Source organism: Isoptericola jiangsuensis, from assembly GCF_002563715.1.
Taxonomy (GTDB): Bacteria; Actinomycetota; Actinomycetes; order Actinomycetales; family Cellulomonadaceae; genus Isoptericola; species Isoptericola jiangsuensis.
The window spans coordinates 1,371,243-1,393,583 of the sequence record NZ_PDJJ01000001.1 but is presented as its reverse complement, the minus strand read 5'-3'; the positions used below and the strand labels follow the sequence as shown (position 1 = coordinate 1,393,583).

Genomic DNA, 22,341 nt, shown 5'->3' with positions numbered 1-22,341 from the left:
GTCAGCCGCGGTCCGTCGCCAGCAGCAGCACCGCCTCCGCCAGCGCCCGCACCCCGTGGGCCACGTCGCCGGTGGAGACGGCCTCGGCCGGGTGGTGGCTGATCCCGTCCGGGTTGCGCAGGAACAGCATCCCCACGCCCGTCACCGCGCCGATCGCCATCCCGTCGTGCCCCGCCGGGCTGAACAGCGTCGCGGGCTCCGCCGCACCCGGCGCCGACGTCGACACCACACCCTCGCGGACCACGTCCTGCAGCAGCGGGGCGCAGAACACCGCGGGTGCGCTGTGGACCTCCCGGGCCTGCCAGCGCAGGTGACGACGCCCCATGATCGCGTCGAGCTCGGTCTCGATCGACCGCCACACCCGGTCCCGCTCCCCGTCGAGCTCGCCGCGCAGGTCGACGCTGAGGTGCGCCTCGCCCGGCACCACGTTCACGGCGCCGGGGAACGCCTCGAGCTGCCCCACGGTACCGATGACGTGGTGCTCGGCCCGGCACAGCCGCTCCACCGCGAGGGCCGCCTCGCTCGCCCCCAGCAGCGCGTCCCGTCGCCGCTCGTACGGGGTGCCGCCCGCGTGCCGGGCCTCCCCGGTGACGACGAGCTGGAACCGGCGGGCGCTCGCGATGGAGGACACGACCGCGAGGGACTCGCCGCGCTCGTCGAGCCGGGGCCCCTGCTCGATGTGGGCCTCCAGGTAGCCGACGAGCTCGGCCGGGTGCCGGGCCGCCTCCCCGATCCGGCCCGGGTCGAGGCCGAACTCGCGGAACGCCTCGGCCAGGGTGACGCCGTCGGCGTCGGCGAGGTCCCACCAGTCGGGGTCCCACGTCCCGGCGACGGCGGACGACCCGAGCAGGGCCTTGCCGAACCGGGTGCCCTCCTCGTCCCAGAAGGCCAGGACCTCGACGGCGAACGGCAGCGGTGAGCGGTACCCGACCCCGTCGGGCCCGGGCACGCGCAGGAGCCGCACGACCTCCAGGGCCATGAGGACCCCGACGATGCCGTCGTAGCGCCCGGCGTCCGGGACGGTGTCGAGGTGGGAGCCGAGCACGAGGGCGGGCGCGTCGTCGCGGACGGCGCCCGACGCCGAGCCGGCCTCGAGCCGGCCCACGAGGTTGCCCGCGGCGTCCTGGCGCGACGTCATGCCGAGCTCGCGCATCCACTCCGCCACGAGCCGGTTGACGCGGGCGTGCTCGGGCGACAGGTAGACGCGCTCGACGGCGCCGAGGGTCGCCGACACGCGCGCGAGCTCGTCGCAGCGCGCCATGACGCGGCGGGCCGCGACCGCGACGGCGTCGCTCCCGGCGACGAGCAGCCGAGCCGTCATGCCGCGGCCCGGTAGACGTCGGCGGCGGCCTCGACGCCGCCGCCGGCGGGGACCTTCGCCCCGAAGCGCCGCAGGACGGCCTCCAGCCCGGCGAGGGTCGTCAGGACGGCGTCCTGGCGGGCGTTGTACCCCATGGTGCCGATGCGCCACACCCGTCCGTGCAGCGGCCCGAACGACGTGCCGATCTCGATGCCGAGGTCGCTCAGGAGCGCCGCCCGCACGGCGTCGCCCGGGACGCCGTCGGGGATCTCGACGGCCACCACGTTGCTCATCTTGTGCGCGACGTCGCCGAACACCGCCAGGCCGAGCGCCCGCACCCCGGCGAGCATCGCGTCCCCGGCAAGCCGGTGCCGGGCGATGACGGCGTCCCGACCCTCGCCGAGCAGCACGCGCGCGCACTCGCGCGCCCCGTAGAGCATGGTCGTGGCCTCGGTGTGGTGGTTGAGGCGGCGCGGGCCCCAGTAGTCGAGGATCTGCCCGAGGTCGAAGTAGTTGGACCGCACGAAGTCCGCCGCGTCGGGGTCGCCGTCCTCGCGGATGCCCGCCTCGATCGACTTGCGGGCCTGCACCACCTCGACGGCACGGTCCGACAGGGTGATCGGCGACGACCCGGAGGGCCCGCCGAGGCACTTCTGCAGGCCCGCCGTGGCGGCGTCGAGCCCCCAGGCGTCGGCCTCGAACGCGTTGCCGCCCAGCGACGCGGTGGCGTCGGTGTAGAACAGGGCGCCGTGGCGCGCGCAGATCGCCCCGACCTCGTCGAGCGGCTGGTTCATCGTCGTGGACGTGTCGCCCTGGACGAGGGCCACCAGGTGCGGGCGCACACGGGCGACCGCCTCCTCGATCGCGGACGGGGTGAACACCTGGCCCCAGGGCACCTCGATCGTGTGCACCTCGGCCATCGCCCGCCGGGCGATCTCGGCCAGCAGGTGCCCGAACCGGCCGAACACGGGCACGAGGACGCGCTCGCCCGGGCGGACGAGCGACACGATCGCCGCCTCGATGCCCGCCCGCGACGTGCCGTCGACGAGCACCGTCGCCTCGTTGCGGGTCGACCACACCGCCCGGTACAGCTCCTGCGTCTCGGTCATGGTGGCCGTCATGAACGGGTCGTACTGGCCCACCAGGGGCGCGGACATGGCGCGCAGCACGCTCGGGTACGCCGAGATCGGGCCCGGGCCCATGAGGAGCCGGGCGGGCGGGTCGATCGGGCCGGGCAGCGGGGCGTGGGTCATGCGGGGGAACCTCCGGGGACGGGTGCGGCGGCGTCCGGGCCTGCGGCCAGGAGCCCGGCGAGACGGCGGCCGAGACGGACGAGGGCGATGTCGGTGCCGCGGCGCGAGACGGCGCACACCCCGACGGGGGCGGGCCCGAGCAGCGACGGCACGGTGAGCAGCGGGACCGACAGGGCGGGCAGCCCCGCGACCGCGGCAGGGGTGGTCAGGCGCAACGTCGCGGCGCGCACCGCGTCGAGGGCGTCGGCGTCGCGCGTGCGCATCGGCGCCGGGCCCGGGACGGTGGGCAGCAGCAGGACGGCGTCGGCGACCAGCGCGTCGAGCCGTGCGGCCAGCGGGGCGAGCGCCTTCCGGGCCGCCGCCTCGTCCTGCGCGGTGACGGCCGCCGCCGTGCGGAACCTCTGGGCGACCGCCGACCCGACGGCGCCCGGGTGCTCGCGCAGCCACGGGCCGTCGTTGCGCCACGCCTCCGCGCCCTGCACCGTGCGGAACGGGTCGAGGTAGTCGTCCAGCGGGCCGATCGGGACCCGCTCGACGGAGGGCGCCCCCGGGTGGGCCGCGAGCGCCGCGAGGAACGTCTCGAACGCGGCCCGGGTCGCGGGCTCGACCTCGTCGAGCACCTCGACGGGGACGACCAGCCGCCACGGCAGGTCGTCGCCGGACTCGCCGAGCACCGACTCGGTGGACTGCGAACCGTCGTAGCTGAGGCACCAGTCCGCGACCCGTTGCAGGGTGTCGCCGTCCCGCGTGAGCCAGCCGACGGTGTCGAACGACTGCGCGAGCGGGAGCATCCCCTGCCGGGGGACGAGGTCGTGCGTGGTCCGCAGCCCCCACAGCCCCTGGTACGACGCGGGCACGCGCACCGACCCGGCGGTGTCGGTGGCCAGCCCGACCTCCGCCTGGCCCGTCGCGACGGCGGCAGCCGGACCGCTGGAGGAGCCGCCCGGCAGCGCACCGGGCAGCGCACCGTTCGGCGGGGTGCCGTAGTGCGCGTTGTCGCCCGCGATCGAGTACGCGAACTCGTCGGTCCGGGCGATGCCTCGCAGGGAGGCGCCGCCGCGCAGCAGGTCGCTCACCGCCGGGGCGGTCGACGTCTCGGGGCGGGCGCTCTCCAGGAAGGCCGGGTTGCCGGCGCCGATGCGGTAGCCGGCCAGCGCGAACACGTCCTTCACCGCGACGTTCAGCCCGACCAGCGGCCCCTCCCACGCGCCCTGGTAGAGCGGGTCGCCGACGGTGCGCCACACGGACCGGTCGAACGCCTGCGCGCGGGGCGTGACGTGCGCGGCCGTGATCCGCCACGTCCCGTCGGCCCGCTCCCACACCTGCGTCTGCAGGCCCGTGCCGCCGCTCGCGTACCGCGACACCGACACCAGGAGCGCGACGTCCGGCGCCAGCTCGCGGTGCTCGACCCGCTCGATGACCCGCGGCGGCACGCCCCCGCGCGTCGACCGGAACGCCGAGATCGCGTCGTGGCCCACCAGCAGCCCCGCGGCGTCGCCGCGCAGCGTGCCCGCGCCGGGCGCGAACGCCGCGTCGAGGTGGTCGAGGTCGTCGGCCGCGAGCGCCGCCTCGTACGCGGTGAACGCCGCGAGCAGGTCGGCCGGGACCTCCTCCGTGCCGGGGACCGGGGCGGCGGTCATCGCTCGACCTCCGCGAAGTCGGCCTCGCGGATGCGTGCGTGGACGCCGCACACGACGTCGACGACCTGGGAGACGTCGAAGTCGGTGGCGGCGGACAGGTAGGCGTAGGCCAGGTGCTCGTCCATGCCCCAACGCGCCTGGAGCAGCGCGAGGGCGGCGCGCACGGCGCGGCGCATCGCCTCCCCGAGGTCGGGGTCGAGGCCCGTGGGCACGAGGTAGCCGTCGGCACGCACCAGCGGACCGAGGACGTCGCCGAACTCCGCGAGCGCCTCGGCGCGCGGGACGACGTCGAAGCGCAGGGTCGCGCGCAGCGAGCCCTCCAGCGCGGTGAGGGCCACCTCGCCGTCGCCCTGCGCGAAGTGCGGGTCGCCGACGTACGCGAGCGCGCCGTCGACCTGCACCGGCAGGTACAGGACCGACCCCTGGGTGAGGAGCCGGATGTCGATGTTGCCGCCGTGCGGGCCGGGCGGCACGGAGTGCGGCCGCTCCGCCCCCTCCACGGCGACGCCCATCGTGCCGAGGAACGGCGCGAGCGGGACCTCCACGACACGGGGGCCGCCCTCGATGACGGGAAGGGTCCCGACGAGCCGGCCGGCGCGCTCCTCGACGGGGCAGAACACGCTGACGGTGCCGGGCGTGCGGGGCAGCTCGCCGGGCAGCGCGCCCTTGCCGTGCCGGTTCGAGATCACCCCGTAGGGCACCCGCAGGTCCAGGGCCTCCACGGTGACGCGCAGCAGGTCGCCGGGGCGGGCGCCGACGACGTGCACGGGGCCCGTGACGACGTGCGGGCCGTCGACGCCCGGGTCGCGGGACAGGGCCGCGGCGACCTCCACGGCGTCGTCGAGCACCTGCTCGCGGGGCACGCCGTGGCGGGCGAACCACGCCACCGGGTCCTTGCCCTGGTCCTCGAGGATCCCCTCGTGGCTGATCGTGTCGATCGTGACGGTCTCGCCCGGGGACACGGTGAGCACGGGGGCGTCGGTGGCGCACGGCAGGCGGCCCCACAGCACCGTGCCCGGGGTCGCGGGCAGGTAGTGGTCGCCGGGCACGGCGTCCGGGTGGGGCTGGAGGATCGGCGTCGGCACGGGCGGGTTCCCTTCGGTGGTCGGCGTCGTCGCCGGGCCCGGTGCGGGCGCGGGTGCGGGTGCAGGTGCTGGTGCCGGCCCGGCGGCGGTGGTCGTGGCCGGCACGGACCCGGTCATCGGTCGGCCCCGGCGGCCGGGACGGGCGCGGCGGTGCGGGCGGTGGCCGCGGCGAGCAGGCGGCCCGCGGGCGCCCCGACGACGCCACCGCGGTCGAGGTCGAACACGGTCTCGCCGCGCAGCCAGGTGCGTCGCACCCGACCGTGCAGGGTGCGGTGGTCGTAGGCGGACACGGGGTTGCGGTGCAGGAGCGCGGCGGCGTCGACGACGTGCTCCTCGTCGGGGGCGAACGCCGTCAGGTGCGCCGGCGCCCCGGGGGTGATCGTCCCGACGCCGGTCAGCCCGGCGACGGCGGCCGGCCCGGTGGTGAAGAGCGGCAGGAGCCGTTCCAGCGGGACGTCACGACGGCGGGCCTCGGTCCACACGGCCGACAGCCCCACCTGCAGCCCCGAGACGCCGCCCCACGCGAGCCCGAAGTCGCCGTCGCCGGACCGCTTGAGCTCGACCGTGGACGGCGAGTGGTCGCTGACGACGGCGTCGATCGTGCCGTCGAGCAGGCCCCCCCACAGCAGGTCCTGGTTGGCGGTGCCGCGGATGGGTGGGCAGCACTTGAACTCGGCGGCGCCGTCGGGGACCTCCTCGGCGGTGAGCGTGAGGTAGTGGGGGCAGGTCTCCACGGTGAGGTCGACGCCGTCGGCGCGCGCGGCCCGGATCAGGGGCAGCGAGGTGGCGTCGCTGAGGTGCAGCACGTGCACCCGGGCACCCGTGCGGCGCGCGGCCGCGATGACGGCGTCGATCGCCGACGCCTCGCTCGCGGGGGGTCGCGACGCCAGGAACGCGGCGTAGCCGCGGCCCAGCGCGCCGGCGGGCGCGAGCAGGTCCGGGTCCTCGGCGTGCACGATCAGCCGGGAGCCGAGCGCGGCGACCTCCGCGGCGGCGGCGTCCAGGCCCGCGGCGTCGAGGTGGCCGAACTCCGGCACGCCCGACGGCGCGAGGAAGCACTTGAAGCCGTGCACCCCGGCGTCGTGGAGCGGGCCCAACGAGCCCAGGTTCTCCGGGACGGCGCCGCCCCAGAACCCGACGTCCACGCGGACCTTCGCCCGGGCGGCGGCCCGCTTGACCGCGAGCGCGTCGGCGGTGGTGGTGGGCGGCAGGGAGTTGAGCGGCATGTCGACGAGCGTGGTGACGCCGCCGGCGGCCGCCGCCGCGGTGGCGGACGCGAAGCCCTCCCACTCGGTGCGGCCGGGCTCGTTGACGTGCACGTGGGAGTCGACCAGGCCGGGCAGGAGCACGGTGTCGTCGGGAAGGGCGAGGTCGTCGGCGTCCGCGACCGGGGCGTCCCGGTCGAGCACGGCGGCGACGCGGCCGTCCTCGACGAGCACGGCGGCCGGACGCAGGGACCCGTCGACCCAGGCGCGCCCGGCGCGCAGGACCCGGCGGGTCACGAGCGGGTCCGGACGTCGGTGCGGTGCGTCGTCATGCGGCCTCCCGGGGGCGTGGCGGGCGTCGACGACGCCCGCAGAGTGTCAAGTCATTGCTTAACACTCCCCCGTTTCACCCGGGTAACGCCCCGATGACGCCCGGCACCGCCTCGCCGCCGCCGTCGTCCGCGGCGCCCGGCTCGACCGTGAGCCAGACCGCCACCGCCACGGCGTCCGAGGCGTTCACCACCCGGTGCGGACGCGACGCCGCGAACGACAGGGAGCCGCCCGGACCCAGCCGCACCGGCCCGTCCGCGAACTCGAACGTCAGCTCGCCGGACACGACGTGCCCGCAGTCGTAGCCGGCGTGCACCAGCATCTCCCCGGCGGGGCTGGACGCCGACCCGGGCGGGTACGTCGACTCGAACAGCGTCACGCCGCGCAGCGGCGCGGGCGACAACCGCCGGTACGTGACGCCCTCCCCCAGGTGGGCGGGCTCCGACCGGTCCCCGTGCGCCACGAGGACCCCGGGCAGCGGCTCCTCCACGTCGTCGCCCGGCGGGTCCGCGCGCGGCGTCGCGACGCCCACGTCGTCGAAGATCGCCGACACCGGCGCGCCCAGGACCCCCACCAGCTCGACCAGCCGCTGCACCGACGGCTTCATCACGCCGGTCTCGATCTGCGACAGCGCGCTCGACGAGATGCCGAGCTCCTGGGCGACCGACGCCAGCGACCGCCCCGAGGCGGTGCGCAGGCCGCGCAGGCGGGTCCCGATCCGTGCGGGCAGGGGGGTGGTGTCCACGGCGTCTCCTGTCGGCGAGGGTGGCGCCATCGTAGGCACCGCACGTCACGGGGACGTGTCGCGCCTCAGCGGTGGTGCGGCGGCGACGGGTAGAGCACGTGCTCGCCGTGCTGCAGGACGTTGGTCACGAGCGCCGCGACGTGCTCGTCCTGCTGCGCGTAGAAGATCGTCGTGCCCTCGCGGCGCGACGTCACCAGGTGCCCCGCCCGCAGCCGGGCCAGGTGCTGGGAGACGGCGGGCGTCGGCCGACCGAGGGTGTCCGCGATGGCGCTCACGGACATCTCGGTGCCGTCCAGCATGACGAGGATCGCCAGCCGCGTCCGGTCGGCGAGCAGCCGCAGCACCTCGACGGCATGGTCGAGGTCGACGTCTGGGGGCAGTCCGGGCCGCGTCTCCACGGGCCTCATGCTCCCACGTCGTGCACCTCCGGGGCGGAGGAGACGACGACGCGGGTCGGCCAGGACCGGGCCGCGACCACGGTGGCGGCGACCGCCAGACCGCCGAGCCACAGGGCCGTGGCCCCGGTCCCGACGGCGAGCCCCAGCCAGCCCGCCAGCGGGTAGGTCACGAGCCAGCACGCGTGGGACAGGGAGAACTGCGCCGCGAACGCGTCCGGGAGGTCCGGGGCAGGCACGTGCCGGCGCAGCAGCCGGCCGACCGGCGTCTCCGCGGCCGACCAGCCGAGGCCGACGGCCGCCCAGAGCGCCGCGGGCGCACCGACGGCACCCTCGGACGGCAGGGCGAGCGCGACCGGCACGAGCAGCGTCGCGGCCGCGGCGACCGCCCCGCCGACGAGCATCACGGGACGTTCGGGCACCCGGCGCAGCAGCGCGGGCAGCACGAACGCCCCGACCATCGACCCCGCGCCCGTGGCGGCGAGGAGCAGCGCGACCGCCCCGTCGCCCCGGCCGAGCACGTCGCGCGCCGTCACCACCGCCTGCACCAGGACGAAGGCGCCGGCGGACGCGACCGCCAGGTTGAGCGCCAGCACCGGACGCAGCCCCGGCGTCCTGACGAACAGCACGACGCCGCGCCGGGCCCGCCGGCCGAACGACCCGGCGTCGCGGTCGGGCTCGTCCGCGCCGGTGCGGCGCGGCAGCACGGTGGCCGCGACGAGCAGGGCCGACGCCGCGCACCCGAGCGCCGTCCCGGCGAACAGGGTCGAGGCCGGCACGACGAGCAGCAGCGCGGCGGCGAGCAGCGGCGACACGACGGCCTCGAGGTCGTACGCGAGCCGGGACAGGGACAGCCCGGCGGTGTAGTCGTCCTCCTCGACGAGGACGTCGGGCACCACGGACTGGAACGTCGGGGTGAAGGTCGCCGACGCGGCCTGCAGGACGAAGACCAGCAGGTAGACCTGCCAGACCTCGCCGACGAACGGCAGCGCGGCGGCGACCGCCACGCGCACCACGTCGGCACCGACGAGCACCGCCCGCCGGGACCGGCGCGCGAGGAGCGCGGAGGCCAGCGGCGCGACGAGCACGTACGCGAGCATCTTCACGGCGAAGGCCGTGCCGAGGACGGCCCCGGCGCGCGGCCCGGCGAGGTCGTGGGCGAGCAGGCCGAGCGCGACCGTGCCGAGACCTGTCCCGAGCAGCGCGACGACCTGCGCGGCCAGGAGCCGACGGTAGACCGGGTGACCCAGGGCGCGGAGCATGCGCCCATCATCCGATGTAATTGCGTATCTGCGCAAGCATGCATCTTCAACGTGTCGCACGTCACGTCGTCGTCATCCGACCGAAACAGGACCGCAGCGTTCGCGACGTACGTTCACCCGACGAAAGGAGTCCCGTGCACATCGACGACTTCGACACCCTGGACGCCGCCACGGCGACGGCGACCGTCGCCGTCTGGGCCGCCGTCCCCACCTGGACCGACGCGGTCGTGGCGGGCCGCCCCTACGGCACGACCGCCGCGCTGGCCGCCCACGCCGCCGCGCTCGCCACGACGTGGGGACGCCCCGAGCTCGACGCCGCCCTGGCCCACCACCCCCGCATCGGCGAACGCCCCACCGGCGACGGCGCCGAGGCCGCGGCCTCGCGCCGCGAGCAGGCGAGCATGACCACCGCCGACGACGACGTCGCCGCGCGCCTCGCCGCCGGCAACCGCGCCTACGAGGAGCGGTTCGGCCGCGTCTTCCTCGTGCGCGCCGCCGGGCGCACGCCCGACGAGATGCTCGCCGAGCTCGAACGACGCCTCCACCACGACGACGCCACCGAGGTCGCCGAGGCCTGCGACCAGCTCGCCCAGATCGCGCTGCTGAGGCTGCGCGGCGACGTGACCGACCCCGAGGACCACCCGTGACCCACCTGACCACCCACGTGCTGGACGCCGCGACCGGCGTCCCCGCCACCGGCGTCGCCGTCGAGCTGACCGACGCCGAGGACACGCTCGTCGCCGCGGCCGTCACCGACGCCGACGGCCGCGCCGCGCTCGGCCCCGAGCGGCTGGCGCCCGGCCGGTACGCCCTGACGTTCGGGACCGCCGCGTACTTCGCCCGCAGCGGCGTGGAGACCTTCTACCCGGAGGTGACGGTGACGTTCGAGGTCACCGTCGCCGGTGCCGACCGGCACCTGCACGTGCCGCTGCTGCTGAGCCCGTTCGCCTACTCGACCTACCGCGGGAGCTGACCGTGAAGATCATCGTCATCGGCGCCGGCGTCGGCGGGGCGAGCGCGGCCATCGCGCTGCGGCGGCTCGGGCACGACGTCGTCGTCTACGACCGCGTGCGGGAGAACAAGCCGGTCGGCGCGGCGCTGTCGCTGTGGTCCAACGGGGTCAAGGTCCTCAACTGGCTCGGCCTGGGCGAGGAGGTCGCCGCGCTCGGCGGCCGCATGGACGACATGGCCTACCTCGACGGGCGCACCGGTGACGAGCTGTGCGCGTTCAGCCTGGCGCCCGTGACCGAGCAGACGGGCCAGCGTCCCTACCCGGTGGCGCGGGCAGACCTGCAGAGCCTCCTCCTGGACGCCGTCGGGGCCGACCACGTGCGGCTCGGCCGCGAGATGGTCGCGCTGGCCGACGACGGCGAGCGGGTCACGGTGACGTTCGCGGACGGCTCCACCGACTCCGCGGACCTCCTGATCGGCGCGGACGGCGCCCGCTCCCTCACCCGGGACCACGTCACGCGGGCCGACGACGGCGGCACCCGCATCGAGCGCACCTACTCGGGCTACACGAACTTCAACGGTCTCGTGCCCGCGGACACCGCGATCGGCCCGGTCGACCGGTGGACCACCTACGTCGCCGAGGGCAAGCGCGCCGCGGTCATGCCGGTCGCGGGCGACCGGTTCTACTTCTGGTTCGACGTCCCGCAGCCGGCGGGCGTGCCGTACGACCGTGCCGACGGCACCGCACCGCTGACCGAGGCGTTCGGCGACTGGGCGCCGGGCGTCAAGGCGCTGCTCGCCGCGATCGACCCCGCCCGTTCCCTCAACCGGGTGGAGATCTGGGACATCGACCCCTTCCACACGTGGGTGCGCGGGCGGGTCGCCCTGCTCGGCGACGCCGCGCACAACACCGCGCCCGACATCGGGCAGGGCGCCTGCCTCGCCCTGGAGGACACCTTCGCCCTCGCGATCAGCCTCGCCACGAACACGGTGGGCGTCGAGGACTCGCTGCGCCGCTACGCCGCGGCCCGCACCGAGCGGGCCGCGGACCTGGTCCTGCGCGCCCGGGCCCGCGGCGCCGAGACCCACGGCTACGACCCGGTGCGCACCGAGGCCTGGTACGCGGGGCTGCGCGGCGCCGACGGCACCGGCATCATCCGCGGCATCGTCGGCAACATCACCGGCTCCCCCGTCAACCTGGGCGTCGGGGTCCTCTGACCCGCTCGGCGGCGACGCTCCCGAGCGGGACGGGACGCCGAAGGGTGGGAGGACGGGTCTGCCGCGCGGTCGTCAGACCGGACGCGGAGGGCGCGCAGCGCCCGTGAGCGCGACCGCGCGGCAGACCCGTCCTCCCACCCGAAGGTGACCAGGGACTACTCGGCGTCCGGGACGGGCGCCGTCACGCGCCGGGCCGGGTACCGGATCTCCTCGACCATCTCCTGGACGTGCTCCGACGGTGGTGAGGTCAGCTTCGACACCACGACGGTGACGAGGACGTTGACCAGCGCACCGATGGCGCCGATGCCCTCCGGCGAGATGCCCCAGACGAACTCGTGCGCCTGCGTGAAGAACACGTCGAGCGTCCAGATCATGTAAGACGCCGTGAAGACCAGGCCGGCGATCATGCCGGAGGCCGCGCCGACGGCGTTCGCCCGCTTCCAGAAGATCCCCAGCACGAGGATCGGGAAGAAGGTGGACGCCGCCAGCCCGAAGGCGAAGGCGACCACCTGGGCCACGTACGCCGGCGGGTTGATGCCGCCGTAGATGGCGACGACGACGGCGAGGCCCATCGCGATGCGGCCGACGAGGAGCCGCTGCGACTCCGACGCCTTCTTCTTGACGACCCGGAAGTACAGGTCGTGCGAGACGGAGGACGAGATGACGAGCAGGAGGCCCGCGGCGGTCGACATCGCGGCGGCGAGACCACCGGCGGCCACCAGGCCGACGATGGGGGCGGGCAGGCCCGCGATCTCGGGCGTGGCGAGCACGAGGATGTCGTTGTTGACGATGAGGTCGGCCCCGGACTCGGGGTCGTTGCTCAGCGTCGAGATGGTGGACGCCGTGTCGGACACGGTGACCAGCCCGGTGGCCGCCCAGTTGCCCACCCACGCGGGCAGCGAGGCGACGGCGACGCCGTCGACGGACGACATGAGGTTGAGCTTGGTGAACGCGCCGACCGCGGGGGCGGTGGTGTAGAGCAGGCCGATGAACACCAGCGCCCAGAACGCGGAGAACCGGGCGCCGCGCACCGACTTGGTCGTGTAGAACCGGATGATGACGTGCGGCAGGCCGGCGGTGCCGATCATGAGCGACATCGTCACGAGGAACACGTCGAGCTGGGGCCGGGCGGCGAACGCCTCGGTGTAGGCCGACAGCCCGAACTTCTCGCTCAGCGCGTCGAGCTCGCCGAGGATCTGCCCGAACGTCACCTGCGGCACCGGGAACCCGGTCATCTTCTGCGCGATGGTCCACGCGGGGATGAGGTAGGCGACGATCATCACGGTGTACTGGGCGACCTGGGTCCAGGTGATGCCCTTCATGCCGCCGAGCACGGCGTACAGGAAGATGACGACCGCGGCGACGGCGACGCCGCCCTCGATGGACAGGTTGAGGAATCGGCTGAACACGATGCCGCCGCCGCGCATCTGGCCGACCACGTAGGTGAACGACACGATGATGGCGGCCACGGCGGCGATGAGCCGCACGTACTCCGAGTACCGGTCGCCCACGAACTCCGGCACGGTGAACTTGCCCCACTTGCGCAGGTAGGGGGCGAGCAGCAGGGCGAGCAGGACGTAGCCGCCCGTCCAGCCCATGAGGTAGACGGACCCGTCGGAGCCGAGGAAGGCGATGAGGCCCGCCATGGAGATGAAGGAGGCGGCGGACATCCAGTCGGCGGCGACGGCGGCGCCGTTCGCGACGGCGGGGATGCCCTGCCCGGCGACGTAGAAGCCCTTGGTCTCCTTCACCCGGCTGCGCCAGGCGATGTAGAGGTAGACGGCGAACGACAGACCCACGAAGAGGAGGGTCCACCCCTGGATCTGGCTCACAGTCGCCGCCCTTCGTCGTCACGCTCGGCGACGCCGTACTCGTCGTCGAGCCGGTCCATGCGCAGCGTGTACACGAGGATGAGGATGATGAACGTGTAGATGGATCCCTGCTGGGCGAACCACAGGCCGAGCGGGAAGCCGGCGACGACGATCGTGTTGAGCTGCTCGATGAGCAGGATCCCGCACACGAACGACACCACGAACCAGATGGACAGCAGCACGACCATCAGGCGCAGGTTCTTCTTCCAGTACTCCTCGCGCCAGCCGTTGCCCCCGGGCGGTGCCCCGGGGTCCGGCGCGCTCTGCGGCTGGATGTCAGCCATCGGACGCTCCCTTCGTCGCGGTCCCCGGACGTCGTCGTCCGGGGAACGTCCGTACCCGTACCCGGTGAGCGAATCGCACCGTTCGCCCCGGTCACAAGGGCTGGTCGCCCGACGGCGGGTTGCTTCCCGCGAGCGGTCGGCGGGGCCGTGCGACCGGTCGGGCGGGCGGCACGGACCGCTCGCGGGCGGCTCGCGACCGTTCGCGGGACCGGACGGACCGTTCGGCAGATCGGGGGCCGTGCGGGAGGCCGGCGGACCTACAGTCGGTCCATGGCCTCGACGACGAGCTCAGCCCTCGGCAACCTGCTCCGCGCGGGCGGCCGCACCGCCGCGCCCCGCAAGCGGATCCTGCATCCCGGCAGCGTCGGGATGCTGACGGGCGCGCTGCTCGTGGTGGTCGGCAGCCTGCTGCCGTGGGTCGTGACCCCGGTGGGGAGCCTCAGCGGCACGGGCGGGCCCGGGCTGTGGACCCTGTGCGCGGGCTTCCTCGCCCTTGCCGGCGCCCTGTTCCCCCGCCGCTGGTTCGCGATCTCGCACGCGCTGCTGGCGGGCGGGTCGGCGGGTTTCGTCGTGGGGTGGCAGCTGGTGCGCCTGGTCGAGGTGATGTCGTCGACGGACTCCTGGGGTCAGGCCATGCCGGGCATCGGGCTGGTGATGACCGGCGGCGGTGCCGTGGTGCTGCTGGCCACGGGCGTGCGGCTGCTGCGCACGCCGGCCGTCGTCCCGACCCCCGGTGGGTGAGAACCCGTCACGACCCCCCGGGGGGGCTTTCCCCGACGACGCCGTGTCCGTAGGGTTCGGGGACATGGACGACGACGTCACGCCCCGGGACACCGTGGCGGAGGTGGACGCCACGTTCCGCACCCTGCGGCGCGTGGCGGTCGGCTACTTCGTCGTGTTCGTCCTCGGCGTGGCCGCGTTCCCGGTGCTGTCCCTCACGCTGGACTGGTGGTCGAGCGCACGCCTCGTGGGCGGCATGAGCCCCGGGTTCCTCGTCGCGGCGTTCGGGCTCTACGTGTTCTTCGCCGTGCTGGGCCTGGCGGCGGCACGGCTGTCGTCGGCGGTGGAGCACCGCATGCTGGGTGACACCCCGACGGCGGACGACGACCTCTTCCTCGACGACGGGCGCGTCCCGTGACCGGCGCGGGGGCGGCGAGCCTCGTCGTCGCGCTGGCGGCCGTCGTCACGGTGGCGGTGGTGATGCGTCCGCGCGGCGCCTCAACGGTCGACTTCTACCTGGCGGGCCGCCGGGTGGGGGTGGTGACGAACGGCTGGGCGATCTGCGGCGACTACTTCTCGGCGGCGTCGTTCCTCGGGGTGGCCGCGGCGGTGTACGCGACGGGGCTGGACGGCGCCTGGTACGCGGTGGGGTTCGCGGCGGGGTTCGTCCCGGTGCTGCTGTTCGTCGCCGCTCCCCTGCGCCGCTTCGGGGAGTTCTCCATCCCGGACTTCCTGGGCCGGCGCCTCGGCTCGGAGCGGGTCCGCCTGGTCGCCGTGGGCGTCGTGCAGCTCGTCATCCTCACCTACCTGCTGCCGCAGACCGTCGGGTCGGGCATCACGTGGGAGCTGCTGGTCGGTGACGGCGTGCTCGGCATGTCGGCGTACGCGACCGGCGTGGTCGCGTCCACCGCGGTGGTGGCGACGCTCGTCGCGTTCGGGGGGATGCGCGGCACCACGTGGACGCAGGCGGTGCAGTTCCTGCTGCTGCTCGGCGCGCTGGTGTGGCTGGCCGCGACGGTGGTGGGGGCCGGCTTCCACTACGGCGACGCGGTGGACCACATCTCGACGGTGCCGCTGGAGACCCCGGCGGCGGACGGCTCCCTGGCGCCGGAGCGGAGTGCGCTCCACCCCGACCGCCCGGCGGTGTTCGGCGAGCCGGGGGCGACCTACGGCGGCCTGGGCCAGCTCGCGCTCATCGTCACGCTCGCGATGGGCACCGCTGGCCTGCCGCACGTCATGAACCGGTACTTCACGGCCCCGACGGGGGCCGCGGCGCGCACCACCACGGTGTGGGTGCTGTGCCTGGCGGGGCTGTTCTACTCCCTCGCCGTCATGGTCGGGACCGCGGCGCGCGACCTGATCCCGGGCGCGGTCGCGGACAACCCGTGGCTCGCCGACCTCACGGTGGACGGCGTGCTGCTCGTCCCGGAGCACGCGCTGCCCGTCCTCGGTCGGATCTTCGGCGGCGACGCCGGGCTGGGCGTCGTCGCCGCGGGCGCGCTGGTGGCGGTCATGTCCACGGTGGCGGGCCTGCTGCTCGCCGCCGCGACGTCGTGGGGGCACGACGTCTACGAGCGCCACGTCAACCCGCGGGCCACGCAGCGCCAGGCGGTGCTCGCGGGCCGGGTCACCACCCTCGTCACCGCGTGCGCGGCCGCGGGGCTCGGGCTGGTGATGCGGCCCGACACGATGGCGGGGGCCACGCCGTCGATCGTCGCGACGATGGTGACGTGGGCGTTCGCCGTGGCGGGGTCCGCGCTGACGCCCGTGTTCATCCTGTCCATCTGGTGGCAGCGCACCACGGCGGCGGGCGCCGTGTGGGGCATGGCGACCGGCACGGTCGCGGCCGTCGGCATGTTCACCGCCGGGGCGGTGTCCAGCGGCGGCCTGCTGCACGACGTCCTGGTGACCCCCACGCTGGTCGCCGCCCCGCTCGCCGCGACGGTGACGGTGCTCGTGTCGCTGCGGACCACGCCGCCGCCCGACGTGGAGCGGTCGTGGCTGATCATGCACGGCACGGCGGCGGACCGCCGGGCCGAGCGCCTGGCCCGGCTCGTCGTCGCCGAGGGGCGACGGCGCAAGGAGGTGCGCCGTGCGCGGCGGTAGCGGGCTGCTGGCGGCCGTCCTGGCCGCGGCCTGGCTCCTGGTGTACCTCGTCACCCAGGTGCTGGTCGCGCCGCCGCTGGACGTCGCCGCGACCCTCGCGGCGGGCCTGGTGGTGAGCACCGTCGTCGTGCTCGGCTACCCGTCGGCGCTGCGCGGCCCCCGGGCCCCCGCCGGGCGGACCGCCCGCGTCCCGCGCCGGCGCAGCGACCCCCGCGGCATGCGCGACGGCCTGACGATCGCCGCGGCCGGAAGGTCCGTGCCGCTGCGGAACGGCCTCACCCCGGACGCGGCGCGCCGCACCGCCCAGCTCCTCAAGCCCCTGCTCGGCGGGGACGCCGTCGCCATCACCGACACCGAGCAGGTGCTCGCGTTCGTCGGCCCCGGGGCCGACCACCACCCCGTCGGCGGGGCGCTGCAGACCCGCGTCGCCCGGGTGGCGCTCGGCAAGGGCCGCACCGTCGTGGTGCACGCCCGCGACGGCATCGGCTGCCCCGAGCCGGACTGCCCGCTGCGCACGGCCGTCGTCGCACCGCTGGCCGTGGGCGAACGCGTCGTGGGGACGCTCAAGGTGTACCGCACCCACGACGAGCCCCCGCCGCGCGTCCTCGTCGACGACATGGCGTCCATGCTGTCCCTGCACCTGGAGCTCGCCGAGATGGACCGTGAGCGCCACCTCGCGGCCGACGCGAGACTGGACGCGCTGCGGGCGCAGATCAACCCGCACTTCCTGTTCAACATCCTCAACACGATCGCGTCGAAGTCCCGCACGGACCCCGACGAGGCCCGCCAGCTCCTGCTGCGCCTTTCCGACTTCTTCCGGTACGCGGTGCGCCAGGACGGCCACTTCGCGGAGTTCAGCCAGGAGTACTTCTTCGTGCGGACCTACGTGTCGCTGGAGCAGGCGCGGTTCGGGGACCGCCTCAAGGTGCGCTACGACATCGACCCGCAGGTGCTGACCACGCGGGTGCCGGTGCTCGTGATCCAGCCGCTGGTGGAGAACGCGGTCAAGCACGGCGTCGCGGACTCGGTGACGGGCGGCACCGTGCACCTGCGGGCGCGCGTCGACCCGCTGACCCGGACGACGTCGATCCGGGTGTCGGACGACGGGGTGGGCATGGCGCCCGACGTGCTCGACCGCCTGCTCGCGGGCACCCGCTCCCCCGCGCCGGGTCCGGGCGCCCAGCACTCCGGCGTGGGCCTCGGGAACATCTCGCAGCGGCTCGACGCGCTGTTCGGCGACCGGTACACGTTCGACGTCGCCTCCACCCCCGGCGGCGGCACGACCGTGGACCTGCGGATCCCGCTAAGGTGACCCCGATGCGACCGAAGGCCCTGATCGTCGACGACGAGGCCCCCGCCCGCGCGGAGCTGCGCTACCTGCTCGAGGAGGTCGGGCAGGTCCAGGTGGTGGGCGAGGCGACGAACGGCGAGGAGGCACTTCTGCTGCTCGGCTCGCTGGACTACGACCTGGTGCTGCTGGACGTGCGGATGCCCGGCGGGTCGGGCCTGGAGGTCGCCGCCGCGCTGCGGGACCGACCCCACCCGCCCAAGGTCATCTTCACCACCGCGTACCCGGACCACGCGGTCGACGCGTTCGACCTGGCGGCCGCGGACTACCTGCTCAAGCCGTTCGACGTGGACCGGCTGCGCCGCGCGCTCGACCGGGCGCTCGGGGACGGCCCGGACGGTGCGGACTCCCCGACGGCGCACCCCGCGGACCCGCCGCCGGCGGCGCCGGACGGCCCGCGGGTGCCGGCCTCCGCCGGTTCGAGGACCCCGGCGGACGACCGGTCCGCCGGGTCGCCGGTGGCGCCGCTGGTCCGCATCCCGGTGCAGCGCGACGGCCGCACCGTGCTCGTCGACGGCGACTCCATCGTGTACGCGACCGCCGCCCGCGGGTACTCCTACCTCAAGCTCGCCGACGAGCGGCTGCTCGTGACGATGTCGCTCAACGAGCTGGAGCGGCGCCTGCACGGGCACTTCTTCCGGGCGCACCGGTCCTACCTCGTCAACCTGGACCACGTGCGCGAGCTCGTGCCGGACTTCCAGGGCTCCCTCGTGGTCGTCATGGACGACCGGCAGCGCTCCCGCGTCGAGGTGGCGCGCCGGCACGCGCGCGAGCTGCGGCGCCGCTTCGGCATCTGACCCGGGCCGCGTGCCCGGTTAGGGTGAGCGGCATGACGACGACTCGCGCCGACGGCCGCACGCCCGACCAGCTCCGCCCCGTGACCATCACCCGCAGCTGGACGCGCAACGCCGAGGGTTCCGTCCTGGTCGAGTTCGGCGACACCCGCGTGCTGTGCACCGCGTCGTTCACCGAGGGCGTGCCGCGCTGGAAGAAGGGCTCCGGCGAGGGCTGGGTGACCGCCGAGTACGCGATGCTCCCCCGCGCCACCAACGAGCGCAGCCAGCGCGAGTCCGTCAAGGGCAAGATCGGGGGCCGCACCCACGAGATCTCCCGCCTCATCGGCCGCGCCCTGCGCGCCGTCGTGGACGTCTCCGCGCTCGGGGAGAACACGATCGTGCTGGACTGCGACGTCCTGCAGGCCGACGGCGGCACCCGCACCGCCGCGATCACGGGCGCGTACGTGGCGCTCGCGGACGCGGTCGCGTGGGGCACGCGCCACGGGCACGTCAAGGGCGGCAAGAAGGTCCTGGTGGACTCCGTCGCGGCGGTGAGCGTGGGCATCATCGACGGCGTGCCGATGCTGGACCTGCCGTACGTGGAGGACGTCCGCGCCGACACCGACATGAACGTCGTCACCACCGGCTCGGGGACGTTCGTCGAGGTGCAGGGCACGGCCGAGCACGCGCCGTTCGACCGCGCCGAGCTCGACGCGCTGCTCGACCTCGCCACCGCCGGGACGGCCGAGCTGACCCGCATCCAGCGCGAGGCGCTGGAGCGCGCGCTGTGACGGTTACGGTCCCGCCGGGCGCCCGTCTGGTCCTCGCGTCCCACAACCGCAAGAAGCTGGTCGAGCTGCTGGCGGTGCTGCGGTCCCAGCCGGGCCTGGACACGCTGCCCGACGAGGCCGTCGTCACGGCCGGGGAGGTCGGCGCGCCCGAGCCCGTCGAGGACGGCGTGACGTTCGCCGAGAACGCGCTCATCAAGGCCCGCGCCCTGGCGACCGCGACCGGGCTGCCCGCCGTGGCGGACGACTCCGGCCTCGCGGTCGACGTGCTGGGCGGCGCACCGGGGATCTTCTCGGCCCGCTGGGCCGGACGCCACGGCGACGACGTCGCGAACCTCGGCCTGCTGCTCGCCCAGCTCGGCGACGTCCGCGACGAGCACCGCGGCGCGGCGTTCGTCGCCGCCGTCGCGCTGGTCACGCCGGACGGCCGCGAGGAGGTCGCGCTCGGTGAGATGCCGGGCGTGCTGGTGCGCGAGCCGCGCGGGGAGAACGGCTTCGGCTACGACCCGATCCTCGTGCCCGCCGAGCAGGCCCCCGCCGCGGACGGGACGCCCGGCACCCGCACGTCGGCCGAGCTGACGCCGGACGAGAAGAACGCGATCAGCCACCGCGGCAAGGCGCTGCGCACGCTCGCCCCGGCCGTCGCCGCCGTGCTCTGACGCACCGCTCCCCCGTCACGCTGCGGGCGTGAGCACGGCAGCTCTCCGTCGTCGGAGGGCTGCCGCTCTCGCGCCCCGCAGCGTGACGGGCGGGGGCGGTCAGGTCCGGGCGCGGCGGGCGGCGAGGGCGGCGAGCAGCCGCCAGCCGAGCATCGTGGCCGCGAGGAACACCGCCGTCACCAGGGCGAACGACCAGGCGAACCCGCCGCCGAGCAGGGGCCGGAGGAACAGACCGAGGACCACGGTCGCGAACCAGACCGCGACGCCCGTCGGCCAGACCTGCGCCGGTGCGCGCCATGCACGAGTGGCGAGCCACCCCACGCCCAGACCGACGAGGAACGGGGCGCCGACGGTAGCCACGTGCGCGGCGGAGCCGCCAGAGGCGTGGCTGGCCGTCCCGACCAGGGTGAACACGAGCACGCACACCACGTCGCAGACGACGGCGGGCCACGCGGGAAGCTTGGTCACGGGGCGAGCGTAGCCGCCGGGCCCCCGAGCGCACGCACCAGGGTGCCCGCGTCCTCGACGGACACGGCGTTCGCCACCCGGTGGCGCGACCACAGGGGGGACGCCATCACCAGCAGCAGGGCCGCGGTCGCGCCGCCCACCACGACGTCCACCACCCGGGCCGGGCCGGCGGGCAGGAGCGCGTCGGCGGCCCAGTGCAGGAGGACCGCCTCGAGCACGCCGAGGACCGTGAGCCCCGCGACGAGGGCCCACCACGGGCCGCGCCCGCCCGCGCCGAGGCGCACGGCCGACGTCACAGGACGTGCGAGCCGCCGGCCACCGCCAGCTCGACCGGGCCGTCGTACGTGCCGCGGGCGTCCGCCAGCGTCAGGTCGGGGTCGGTCCACGGCTGGAGGTGCGTGAGCACGAGCGCCCTCGCCCCCGCCTCGGCGGCGACACGGCCCGCCCGGCGGCCCGTGAGGTGGATGCCGGCCTCCACGCCGTCGTCACGCCCCTCCTGGAACGCGGCCTCGCACAGCAGCAGGTCCGCGTCCCGGGCGCCCTCGACGAGGGTGCCGCAGTAGTCGGTGTCGCCGGAGAACACGAGGGTCGCCGACTCCCCCGGGCGCAGCGTCGACGGTCCCGTGACCCGCACGCCGTACGCCTCGACGGGGTGCGCGACGACGAACGGTTCCAGGGTCAGCGGCCCCACCCGGACGGGCTCCCCCGCGCGCCAGGTGGCGAACGCGTACTCGTCGTCCATGTCCTCGCCGGGCGTCAGGCCGTACATGGCCGCGGCCCGCTCCCGGGCGCCGGACGGGCCGAGCACCGTCAGACGCGGCGGCACCCCCGTGGCCACCGAGCCCCGCTCGGGGTGGTAGCGCAGGTACACGTACAGGCCGCTGAGGTCCGAGCAGTGGTCCGGGTGCAGGTGGGACAGCGCGACCGCGTCGAGGTCGGCCGGGTCCACCACCCGCTGGAGCGCGCCGAGCGACCCCGCGCCGAGGTCGAGCAGCACGTTCCACGTCCGGCCGCCGTCCTCCACCTGGACCAGGTAGCAGGACGCGGGCGAGGCGGGACCGGGCATCGACCCGGCGACGCCGACCGTGACGAGTCTCATGCCGCCTCCACGAGGTTGACCTCGGGCCCGAGGAACCGGCGGGCCAGCTGTTCGAACGGCGCCGGGCTGCCCGTCGCGAGGAACCGGTGCACCGGCGGCGGCGCGTCGGGCGACCGCTCCAGGCCGTGCTCCACCAGGTTGCGGTACACGTCCTTCGCCGTCTCCTCGGCGCTCGACACCAGGGTGACGCCCTCCCCCATGATGTAGGACACGACCCCCGACAGCAGCGGGTAGTGGGTGCAGCCCAGCACCAGCGTGTCCACGTCGGCCGCCTTCACCGGGTCGAGGTACCGGTGCGCGACCTCCAGGACCTCCGGCCCCGACGTCACCCCCGCCTCCACCAGCGGCACGAACTCCGGGCACGCCTGCGTGGTGATCTCCAGCCCGGGCGTCACGTGGAAGGCGTCGTCGTAGGCGCGCGAGTCCACGGTCGCCGTCGTGCCGATGACGCCGATCCGGCCCGTGCGCGAGGCGAGCACCGCGCGGCGCGCCGCCGGGCGGATCACCTCCACCACCGGGATGCCGCGACGCACCGTGTACCGCTCGCGCGCGTCCGGCAGCGCGACCGCCGTCGCGGAGTTGCACGCGATGACCAGCATCTTCACCCCGGCGTCGACCAGCCGGTCCATGACGTCCAGCGCCATCGCCCGCACCGCGGCGAGCGGCTTCGGGCCGTACGGGCTGTTCGCCGTGTCACCGATGTAGAGCAGCTGCTCGTGCGGGAGCTGGTCGAGCACCGAGCGGGCGACCGTCAGGCCGCCCACACCGCTGTCGAAGATTCCGATCGGGGCGTCGTTCACGGCTCGCAGCCTATCCGCGACGAGGCCGTCGCAGGCGG

The 22,341-nt window shown here is 75.2% G+C and carries 24 protein-coding genes; 10 read left to right on the top strand and 14 right to left on the bottom strand.

The window, feature by feature from the left end:
* Position 1: 1 nt before the first annotated feature.
* The 8 genes from ATJ88_RS06265 to ATJ88_RS06230 all read right to left on the bottom strand — a co-directional run bounded on the left by ATJ88_RS06265 (position 2) and on the right by ATJ88_RS06230 (position 9,215).
* Positions 2-1,321 (bottom strand): Zn-dependent hydrolase, encoded by a 1,320-nt coding sequence (locus ATJ88_RS06265; protein WP_098463083.1) that lies wholly within the window; start codon positions 1,319-1,321, stop codon positions 2-4.
* Positions 1,318-2,553 (bottom strand): pyridoxal-phosphate-dependent aminotransferase family protein, encoded by a 1,236-nt coding sequence (locus ATJ88_RS06260; RefSeq protein WP_098463082.1) that lies wholly within the window; start codon positions 2,551-2,553, stop codon positions 1,318-1,320. The genes ATJ88_RS06265 and ATJ88_RS06260 overlap by 4 nt, the downstream gene beginning before the upstream one ends.
* The gene (locus tag ATJ88_RS06255; RefSeq protein WP_098463081.1) at positions 2,550-4,193 is read right to left on the bottom strand and encodes an AtzH-like domain-containing protein; all 1,644 of its coding nucleotides are present in this window, start codon (positions 4,191-4,193) and stop codon (positions 2,550-2,552) included. The genes ATJ88_RS06260 and ATJ88_RS06255 overlap by 4 nt, the downstream gene beginning before the upstream one ends.
* Complete coding sequence (locus ATJ88_RS06250; protein WP_245852190.1) at positions 4,190-5,278, bottom strand: acetamidase/formamidase family protein; 1,089 nt, start codon at positions 5,276-5,278, stop codon at positions 4,190-4,192. The genes ATJ88_RS06255 and ATJ88_RS06250 overlap by 4 nt, the downstream gene beginning before the upstream one ends.
* A 113-nt stretch (positions 5,279-5,391) precedes the next feature.
* On the bottom strand, positions 5,392-6,780 hold the full coding sequence (gene allB / locus ATJ88_RS06245; protein WP_098463079.1) for an allantoinase AllB: 1,389 nt from the start codon (positions 6,778-6,780) through the stop codon (positions 5,392-5,394).
* A 109-nt stretch (positions 6,781-6,889) separates the two neighbouring features.
* Positions 6,890-7,558, bottom strand: coding sequence for a helix-turn-helix domain-containing protein (locus tag ATJ88_RS06240; RefSeq protein WP_170023543.1), 669 nt, complete (start codon positions 7,556-7,558; stop codon positions 6,890-6,892).
* A 65-nt stretch (positions 7,559-7,623) separates the two neighbouring features.
* Positions 7,624-7,965 (bottom strand): ArsR/SmtB family transcription factor, encoded by a 342-nt coding sequence (locus ATJ88_RS06235; protein WP_098463077.1) that lies wholly within the window; start codon positions 7,963-7,965, stop codon positions 7,624-7,626.
* Positions 7,962-9,215 carry an MFS transporter gene (locus ATJ88_RS06230; RefSeq protein ID WP_098463076.1) on the bottom strand — a complete coding sequence of 418 codons (1,254 nt, stop codon included), beginning with the start codon at positions 9,213-9,215 and terminating at the stop codon, positions 7,962-7,964. The genes ATJ88_RS06235 and ATJ88_RS06230 overlap by 4 nt, the downstream gene beginning before the upstream one ends.
* Before the next feature lie 134 nt (positions 9,216-9,349).
* On the opposite strand from ATJ88_RS06230, the gene uraD reads away from it, so the two are divergent.
* From uraD to hpxO, 3 genes are read left to right on the top strand one after another with little or no spacing between them, the layout of a single operon-like run.
* A complete protein-coding gene (gene uraD / locus ATJ88_RS06225) occupies positions 9,350-9,862 on the top strand; it encodes a 2-oxo-4-hydroxy-4-carboxy-5-ureidoimidazoline decarboxylase (RefSeq protein ID WP_245852189.1) in 513 nt (170 codons plus the stop codon).
* Positions 9,859-10,188 carry a hydroxyisourate hydrolase gene (uraH, locus tag ATJ88_RS06220; protein ID WP_098463074.1) on the top strand — a complete coding sequence of 110 codons (330 nt, stop codon included), beginning with the start codon at positions 9,859-9,861 and terminating at the stop codon, positions 10,186-10,188. Before uraD ends, uraH begins: the two co-directional genes overlap by 4 nt.
* 2 nt (positions 10,189-10,190) lie before the next feature.
* On the top strand, positions 10,191-11,384 hold the full coding sequence (gene hpxO / locus ATJ88_RS06215) for an FAD-dependent urate hydroxylase HpxO (RefSeq protein ID WP_098463073.1): 1,194 nt from the start codon (positions 10,191-10,193) through the stop codon (positions 11,382-11,384).
* Between the two features lie 155 nt (positions 11,385-11,539).
* Here the strand turns inward: hpxO and ATJ88_RS06210 are convergent, their stop codons facing one another.
* Both ATJ88_RS06210 and ATJ88_RS06205 read right to left on the bottom strand, forming a co-directional pair.
* A complete protein-coding gene (locus tag ATJ88_RS06210) occupies positions 11,540-13,216 on the bottom strand; it encodes a sodium:solute symporter family protein (RefSeq protein ID WP_098463072.1) in 1,677 nt (558 codons plus the stop codon).
* Positions 13,213-13,539: a DUF4212 domain-containing protein gene (locus tag ATJ88_RS06205; protein ID WP_098463071.1), complete on the bottom strand. Its 327-nt coding sequence runs from the start codon at positions 13,537-13,539 to the stop codon at positions 13,213-13,215. Before ATJ88_RS06205 ends, ATJ88_RS06210 begins: the two co-directional genes overlap by 4 nt.
* A gap of 270 nt (positions 13,540-13,809) precedes the next feature.
* On the opposite strand from ATJ88_RS06205, the gene ATJ88_RS06200 reads away from it, so the two are divergent.
* The 7 genes from ATJ88_RS06200 (at position 13,810) to rdgB (ending at position 19,936) form a co-directional block, all read left to right on the top strand.
* On the top strand, positions 13,810-14,280 hold the full coding sequence (locus tag ATJ88_RS06200) for a hypothetical protein (protein WP_245852188.1): 471 nt from the start codon (positions 13,810-13,812) through the stop codon (positions 14,278-14,280).
* Between the two features lie 64 nt (positions 14,281-14,344).
* On the top strand, positions 14,345-14,677 hold the full coding sequence (locus tag ATJ88_RS06195) for a hypothetical protein (RefSeq protein ID WP_098463070.1): 333 nt from the start codon (positions 14,345-14,347) through the stop codon (positions 14,675-14,677).
* On the top strand, positions 14,674-16,365 hold the full coding sequence (locus ATJ88_RS06190) for a sodium/solute symporter (RefSeq protein WP_245852187.1): 1,692 nt from the start codon (positions 14,674-14,676) through the stop codon (positions 16,363-16,365). Before ATJ88_RS06195 ends, ATJ88_RS06190 begins: the two co-directional genes overlap by 4 nt.
* Positions 16,352-17,677, top strand: a complete 1,326-nt coding sequence (locus tag ATJ88_RS06185; RefSeq protein WP_098463069.1) for a histidine kinase — start codon at positions 16,352-16,354, stop codon at positions 17,675-17,677. The genes ATJ88_RS06190 and ATJ88_RS06185 overlap by 14 nt, the downstream gene beginning before the upstream one ends.
* A gap of 5 nt (positions 17,678-17,682) precedes the next feature.
* Positions 17,683-18,510, top strand: coding sequence for a LytR/AlgR family response regulator transcription factor (locus tag ATJ88_RS06180; protein ID WP_098465160.1), 828 nt, complete (start codon positions 17,683-17,685; stop codon positions 18,508-18,510).
* A gap of 32 nt (positions 18,511-18,542) precedes the next feature.
* On the top strand, positions 18,543-19,280 hold the full coding sequence (rph, locus tag ATJ88_RS06175; RefSeq protein ID WP_098463068.1) for a ribonuclease PH: 738 nt from the start codon (positions 18,543-18,545) through the stop codon (positions 19,278-19,280).
* Complete coding sequence (gene rdgB, locus ATJ88_RS06170; protein WP_098463067.1) at positions 19,277-19,936, top strand: RdgB/HAM1 family non-canonical purine NTP pyrophosphatase; 660 nt, start codon at positions 19,277-19,279, stop codon at positions 19,934-19,936. The genes rph and rdgB overlap by 4 nt, the downstream gene beginning before the upstream one ends.
* Before the next feature lie 99 nt (positions 19,937-20,035).
* On the opposite strand, the gene ATJ88_RS06165 is transcribed toward rdgB, so the two are convergent.
* Genes ATJ88_RS06165 through murI form a run of 4 tightly spaced genes read right to left on the bottom strand, consistent with a single transcriptional unit; the run spans position 20,036 to position 22,303 of the window.
* A complete protein-coding gene (locus tag ATJ88_RS06165; protein WP_098463066.1) occupies positions 20,036-20,404 on the bottom strand; it encodes a DUF3054 domain-containing protein in 369 nt (122 codons plus the stop codon).
* Positions 20,401-20,700 (bottom strand): hypothetical protein, encoded by a 300-nt coding sequence (locus ATJ88_RS06160; protein WP_098463065.1) that lies wholly within the window; start codon positions 20,698-20,700, stop codon positions 20,401-20,403. The genes ATJ88_RS06165 and ATJ88_RS06160 overlap by 4 nt, the downstream gene beginning before the upstream one ends.
* Positions 20,697-21,503 carry an MBL fold metallo-hydrolase gene (locus ATJ88_RS06155; protein ID WP_098463064.1) on the bottom strand — a complete coding sequence of 269 codons (807 nt, stop codon included), beginning with the start codon at positions 21,501-21,503 and terminating at the stop codon, positions 20,697-20,699. The genes ATJ88_RS06160 and ATJ88_RS06155 overlap by 4 nt, the downstream gene beginning before the upstream one ends.
* Positions 21,500-22,303: a glutamate racemase gene (gene murI, locus ATJ88_RS06150; protein WP_098463063.1), complete on the bottom strand. Its 804-nt coding sequence runs from the start codon at positions 22,301-22,303 to the stop codon at positions 21,500-21,502. Before murI ends, ATJ88_RS06155 begins: the two co-directional genes overlap by 4 nt.
* Positions 22,304-22,341 lie beyond the last annotated feature (38 nt).